This window comes from Winogradskyella sp. (assembly GCF_013042245.1).
Lineage (GTDB): Bacteria > Bacteroidota > Bacteroidia > Flavobacteriales > Flavobacteriaceae > Winogradskyella.
Genome location: NZ_JABDQL010000066.1, coordinates 1 through 6,117, shown reverse-complemented (window position 1 = coordinate 6,117; position 6,117 = coordinate 1). Strand labels below are relative to the sequence as shown.

Below are 6,117 nucleotides of genomic sequence, written 5' to 3'. Positions count from 1 at the left end.
TAGTTATTTTTGCACACATTTTTAACAATAAATTATTTTTTATGAATCATTATGAAACTGTTTTCATCTTAAATCCCGTTTTATCTGAACCACAGATAAAGGAAACAGTAAAGAAATACGAAGATTTCCTCGTTTCTAAAGGAGCAAAGATGATAGCCAAAGAAGATTGGGGCTTAAAGAAGTTAGCTTATCCAATCCAAAACAAAAAGAGTGGATTTTATCACTTATTTGAATACACTGTACCAGGAGAAGTTATTGACTCCTTAGAAGTAGAATTTAGACGTGACGAACGTTTTATGCGATACTTAACTGTAAAATTGGACAAGCATGCAGTGGCTTGGGCTGAAAGAAGAAGAAAAAGAGATCAACAAAAAGCGTAATTATGGCAACTTTAGAACAACAATCAAAAGATAAAAAAGACGGTGGAGAAATAAGATATTTAACTCCGCTGAATATAGATACGAACAAGACAAAGAAATATTGTATGTTTCAAAAGTCTGGAATTAAGTATGTTGATTATAAAGATCCAGATTTTTTAATGCGATTTATAAATGAGCAAGGTAAAATTTTACCAAGACGTCTGACAGGTACATCATTAAAGTATCAAAGAAAAGTTGCTATAGCTGTAAAAAGAGCTCGCCACTTAGCTTTAATGCCTTATGTAGCCGATTTATTAAAATAAATAATCATAACTATGGAACTTATATTAAAACAAGACGTTGAGAATTTAGGATTTAAAGACGATATTGTAACAGTTAAGAACGGTTATGGTAGAAATTTTTTAATTCCTCAAAAACAAGCCATATTAGCTACAGTTTCTGCAAAGAAAGTTTTGGCAGAAAATTTAAAGCAAAAGGCCTATAAAGAAAAATCTATAATCGATGTGGCTCAGAAGACTGCTGAAGCTATTAAAGGTTTAGATGTTAAAATTACTGCTAAAGCCGGTACAGGTGCTACTGCTGGAGACAAATTATTTGGTTCGATAACAAATATGGATTTAGCTAACGCATTAAGAAAAGAAGGTCACGAAGTTGATAAAAAGTATATTTCTATCAACGGTGGTAACATTAAGCGTTTAGGTCAGTACGAAGCTGCGATTAGATTACATCGTTCAGTGACTGCAGATTTAACTTTCGAGGTTATCGCAGAGGCTTAGTTAGTATTCAAAAATTATTAAAAACCGTTTAGTTAATTTCTAAACGGTTTTTTTATAAACTAAAACCAAACCATGAGATTTATACATGCATTGATATTCGGTTTTCTTTTAGTCGGTTGCAAGACTGAAAAAAAAGACGTTTCTACCAAAGAATCGATTTTATTAGGGACATTTAGGTATTCAAATAATCAAGCCCCGAAAATAAGCGTACACCGCGGAGGAAAGTCAATTAAGAACTATCCTGAAAATTGTTTAGAAACTATCAAGTATGTAAATGATAAGATTGATGCCATTTACGAGATTGATGTGGCTAAAACCAAAGATGGAAAACTGGTTTTAATGCATGATAATTCAATAGACAGAACGACTACTGGAACTGGGTTAGTAAAAAACCAAACCTATACTCAACTCAAAGCTTTTAATTTGGTAGATGACTTTGGAAATGAAACTCGGTTTAAAATTCCACTTTTTAAAGATGTTTTAGAGTGGAGCAAATCTAATAATGTGGTATTAAGTGTAGATATAAAACGAAGCGTTCCTCAGGACGAAGTTATAAATGCTATTAAAGAGAAGGATGCAGAGGATGTTTGTATTATCATAACTTATGATTTAGCTCAGGCAAAAAGAGCTTATGCTCTTGTACCAAATATGATGTTTTCGTTTTCAGCACGGAATGATAGAGAAGCGGATGCACTTTTAAATTCTGGAATCCCAACTAAAAATATGATAGCATTTACTGGGACGCGCCTTTCGGATAAATCGTTATTTCAAAAACTACACGATAGCGATATTTTATGTATGTTGGGTACTTTAGGAAACTTAGATAAAAGGGCTGAAGCGAGAGGTGATAACTTATATAAAGATTGGCTAAATCTAGGAGTAGATATGTTAGCAACCGATAGGCAGTTTTCTGTAAATAATACAATAAATAAATAAAGTGAATTTGTAATGAAATACACAAGACTTACAAAAGAACAGTTTGAAGAATTACACCAAGAATTTATTAATTTTTTAGCTACACAATCTATAACCGCTAATGAGTGGGCAGATATTAAAAAAAATAAACCAGAAGCTGCAGAGCAGGAATTAGATGTATTTAGTGATTTGGTTTGGTTTGGTGTGTTAAGTAAGGTCGAATACTTAGAACACATCTCGCCACAACAATTGCATTTATTTAAGTGCAAAGAAAAAGATATGCATCTTATTGCTCTAAAAATAAATAACACTAGTATAAATTTAACCACAATGGAGGGTTTTCAGTGGTTAAGAGATAATATGTTATCTGATAGTATCGAGTTTTTTAATGCCAAAAAAGGTTACTCAAACGATAAGCATATGGACGTCTTTAAAATGATTCAGCAAGGTGCTAATATCACTAAAGGTGAATTGTTTCAGTATTTTGAGAAATTAATTGGGCAGAAGTAAAAGAGTATTACTCATACCTTAGCGATTCAATAGGGTCTAGTTTAGCGGCTTTAGTTGCTGGATATACACCTGAAATTACAGCTACAATAAAGGCGATAGTAACGCCCCAGAACATAGCAAACCATGGGGTCGAGAATTGCAGCTCAAAAACAGTTGCTAAAAGCCAACCAATGCCAATTCCTAAAATAATACCAAGAACAGCACCTAGTTGCCCAATAACCACAGTTTCAATAAAAAACTGAACTGCAATGGTTTTACTTTTTGCGCCAAGTGCCTTTCTTACACCTATTTCTCGTGTACGCTCACTTACAGAAACGAGCATAATATTCATCAATGCTATTGTAGAACCGAAAATAGTAATGATACTTATTATCCAAGCAGCTACATAGAGGTAACTAGAGATATTGCTTATTCTATTAATTAAGTCTTCACTACGCTCTAGTCCAAAGTCATTTTTTTCCACAGGATTAAGACCTCTAACATTTCTAAAGGTTAGTACGGCATCATCTTGTGCACCTTCAAGCATGTCTTTTTTATCTACCTTAATACTAAGGTTGTAATTTATAAACGGATTTGTAAAAATAGAACGCGCTTTTTGAATAGGAAGGATAACACGTAAATCTTGATTATTTCCAAAAGTGGCTCCTTTTTCTTTAAGATGCCCAATCACTTTAAACTTAGAGCCTCTAACACTAATAATTTTCCCTACTGGGTTTACATCTTTGAATAAGGCTTTTACCAAGTCACTACCAATAACACAAACGGCGTTATTATTTGTAATATCAAAAACATTAAAACCACGACCATTTTCAATTTCCAAACCAGAATTTTCTAAAAAATGTTCATTTGCCCCTAAAACGGTGACTTCTGGGTCTGTCTTATCGGATTCAGTTTTTATTTCAGCAGTTCTAGTCCCGGTAAAAGAAACTGACGTTTTTGTAAACGGAAAATCATAGCTATCTTGAAAGTCTTTTACGTTTCTGTAAGTAATCACTGGATTTATCTTTTGCCGCTCACGGCTACTTTGACGCTGTGTGTTAAACTCGTAACGCTGAATATTAAAGGTATTAGACCCCATAGAAGAGAAATCACTTGAAATTGTATTTTCTAAAGCAGAAACGCCACTTAAAATACCAACAAGAGCCATAATTCCAATACCAATAATAACTACGGTTAATATGGTTCTTAGGAGTTGGCCTTTAATGGAGCCTAGGGCAATTCTTATATTTTCTTTAAAAAGAGAAACTTTCATTTTTAAGTCTAGAATTTTGATCAGTTTGCTATAAGACTAAATAATGTCAATAAAGTTACTACAAATTTAAAATTACTTGGCTTTGCCTCTAAAATTTATAATATTTTTGTGACAAACTGAGATTAATAAAAAGGATTGTCACTTAGTGAGATATTAATATGGCACAGAAACCAAGCATACCTAAAGGCACAAGAGATTTTAATGCAGAAACTGTTGCAAAACGCAGTTATATTATAGAAACTATAAAGCAACAATTTAAGGTCTATGGATTTCAGCCCATTGAAACTCCAAGTTTTGAAAACTCTGAAACATTAATGGGTAAGTATGGTGATGAAGGTGATAGGCTGATTTTTAAGATTTTGAATTCTGGTGAGTATTTAAAGAAAATATCCGATGAGGATTATCAGTCAAAATCAGAAACTGTTATCACTTCAAAAATTTCAGAGAAAGCCTTGCGCTACGACCTAACTGTGCCTTTTGCACGTTACGTTGTCCAGCACCAAAACGACATAGAATTCCCTTTTAAACGTTACCAAATACAACCTGTTTGGCGTGCCGACCGCCCACAAAAAGGACGTTTTAGAGAATTTTACCAATGTGATGCAGATGTTATAGGAAGTAGGTCTTTATTTCAAGAAGTAGAATTTATCCAGCTTTATGACGGTGTTTTTACAGCATTACATCTTGAAGGTGTTACCATAAAAATTAATAATCGTAAAATATTATCTGGTATTGCTGAGGTTGTTGGCGCTCAAGATAAATTAATAGATTTCACAGTCGCTTTAGATAAGCTCGATAAAATAGGAGAGGAGAAGGTAAAAGAAGAAATGCTCTCTAAAGGTATTTCTCAAGATGGTATTGCTAAACTTCAACCTTTATTTGTTCTATCAGGTGATTTTGGTTTTCAAATTGAAAGTTTAAAGCAGATTTTAAATACCTCAGAAGTTGGACTAAAAGGTATTGAAGAATTAGAGTTTATCAACAAAACTATTTCTACATTACAGCTAAAAACAGCAAAGCTTCAATTAGATGTGACTTTAGCTCGTGGATTAAATTATTATACAGGTGCCATTTTTGAAGTCTCTGCGCCAGCAGGCGTTAATATGGGTTCTATTGGTGGAGGAGGACGTTATGATGATTTAACAGGTGTTTTTGGACTGAAAAATATGAGTGGTGTAGGTATTAGTTTTGGGCTAGACCGTATTTACTTAGTTCTTGAGGAGTTGGGTTTATTCCCAGAATCAGTTACAGAAAATACTAAAGTGTTATTTATTAATTTTGGTGAAGTCGAAGCTTTAGAATCTTTAAAAGCGGTTACTGCTTTAAGAAATGAAGGCGTTAATGCTGAGTTATATCCAGATTGGGTAATTTCTGGTAAGCAAATGAAAAAGCAAATGAATTATGCCAATAAGCGTGAGATTCCTTTTGTTGTTTTGGTTGGAGAAGAAGAATTAAAGGCCAATAGTTTTACGCTAAAAGATATGGTTTCAGGAAGCCAAGAAACGGTAAGTCTAGAAAATCTTATTTTTAAATTGAAATAAAAGCATAAGTCTTAAGGATTAATATGTAGCATAACGCGCTTATATATGGTTTGTTGCGATATTTAAGCAACTAATTTAATAAATAATTACAGGCAAAGAAAATCCGCGAAGATTTCCGCAAGTATGCGAAATGCCACATCTCTAGTTTCCCATTTTTGGTTAATGGTTTCGAGATTAGAAATAGCTTTGTCTTGTGAGATATCACCAACCAAATTTAATGAGGCTAATTTTGGCGTTAAGTTACTGTTGTAATATTCTTTTAAGTTATTAAGAGTAATAGCTTCAACTGATGCTTCCGTACCTTGACTGTTTTGTGCCAAGATATAACCTTTTCCGTATAATAATTTGGCGTATTCATTAGCAGCAATAGCATTTGGATTAGCTTTTTGTCTTTGAATACTACTTTTTGTGCTTTGTTTGGCGAGGTCAAATTCTTTGGCGTCCCAACGTGGTTCTAATAGAATTTTAGTGACTAAATCATAGTCGCATCAAAATTCTTAGATAAAGGACTTCCTGTGATATGTGCCCCGTCATCTGTGGCGTAAGAATTGATAAGTGCACCCAAACTTTCAATCTCGTTCTCTAACTGTTCAGGTATTTTATTTTTTGTACCACCAACCTGAGTTCGATTAATATTTAGGGGTAATTTATTAGCAAAAAAGATAGATTTTAAGTAAATTAAAGTATTGAATTTCAATTTATTAATCTAAAAACCTATCTATGTATTGTTACTCTAAAATTAC

At 33.2% G+C, this 6,117-nt stretch carries 9 protein-coding genes; 6 read left to right on the top strand and 3 right to left on the bottom strand.

Translation table 11 applies throughout. The features are described 5' to 3' along the window. Positions 1-41 precede the first annotated feature (41 nt). From rpsF to HKP48_RS05260, 5 genes are all read left to right on the top strand, one after another. On the top strand, positions 42-380 hold the full coding sequence (gene rpsF / locus HKP48_RS05280) for a 30S ribosomal protein S6 (protein ID WP_296343573.1): 339 nt from the start codon (positions 42-44) through the stop codon (positions 378-380). A gap of 2 nt (positions 381-382) precedes the next feature. Further along, a complete protein-coding gene (gene rpsR, locus HKP48_RS05275) occupies positions 383-682 on the top strand; it encodes a 30S ribosomal protein S18 (RefSeq protein WP_296343571.1) in 300 nt (99 codons plus the stop codon). Positions 683-694: 12 nt separating this feature from the next. Further along, positions 695-1,156: a 50S ribosomal protein L9 gene (rplI, locus tag HKP48_RS05270; RefSeq protein WP_296343569.1), complete on the top strand. Its 462-nt coding sequence runs from the start codon at positions 695-697 to the stop codon at positions 1,154-1,156. Between the two features lie 72 nt (positions 1,157-1,228). Beyond that, the gene (locus tag HKP48_RS05265) at positions 1,229-2,092 is read left to right on the top strand and encodes a glycerophosphodiester phosphodiesterase family protein (protein ID WP_296343567.1); all 864 of its coding nucleotides are present in this window, start codon (positions 1,229-1,231) and stop codon (positions 2,090-2,092) included. A 12-nt stretch (positions 2,093-2,104) separates the two neighbouring features. Beyond that, a complete protein-coding gene (locus tag HKP48_RS05260) occupies positions 2,105-2,581 on the top strand; it encodes a DUF6495 family protein (protein WP_296343565.1) in 477 nt (158 codons plus the stop codon). A gap of 7 nt (positions 2,582-2,588) precedes the next feature. Here HKP48_RS05260 and HKP48_RS05255 read toward each other — a convergent pair whose 3' ends face one another. Then, positions 2,589-3,833, bottom strand: a complete 1,245-nt coding sequence (locus HKP48_RS05255) for an ABC transporter permease (protein WP_296343563.1) — start codon at positions 3,831-3,833, stop codon at positions 2,589-2,591. A 158-nt stretch (positions 3,834-3,991) separates the two neighbouring features. Here HKP48_RS05255 and hisS point away from each other — a divergent pair, with 158 nt between their 5' ends. Beyond that, positions 3,992-5,374 (top strand): histidine--tRNA ligase, encoded by a 1,383-nt coding sequence (gene hisS / locus HKP48_RS05250; RefSeq protein ID WP_296343561.1) that lies wholly within the window; start codon positions 3,992-3,994, stop codon positions 5,372-5,374. 86 nt (positions 5,375-5,460) lie between these two features. On the opposite strand, the gene HKP48_RS05245 is transcribed toward hisS, so the two are convergent. Then, entirely contained in the window at positions 5,461-5,694 is a 234-nt protein-coding gene (locus HKP48_RS05245; protein ID WP_296343559.1) for an insulinase family protein, read from the bottom strand. Between the two features lie 152 nt (positions 5,695-5,846). Next, positions 5,847-6,071: a hypothetical protein gene (locus HKP48_RS05240; protein ID WP_296343557.1), complete on the bottom strand. Its 225-nt coding sequence runs from the start codon at positions 6,069-6,071 to the stop codon at positions 5,847-5,849. Between the last annotated feature and the right edge of the window lie 46 nt (positions 6,072-6,117).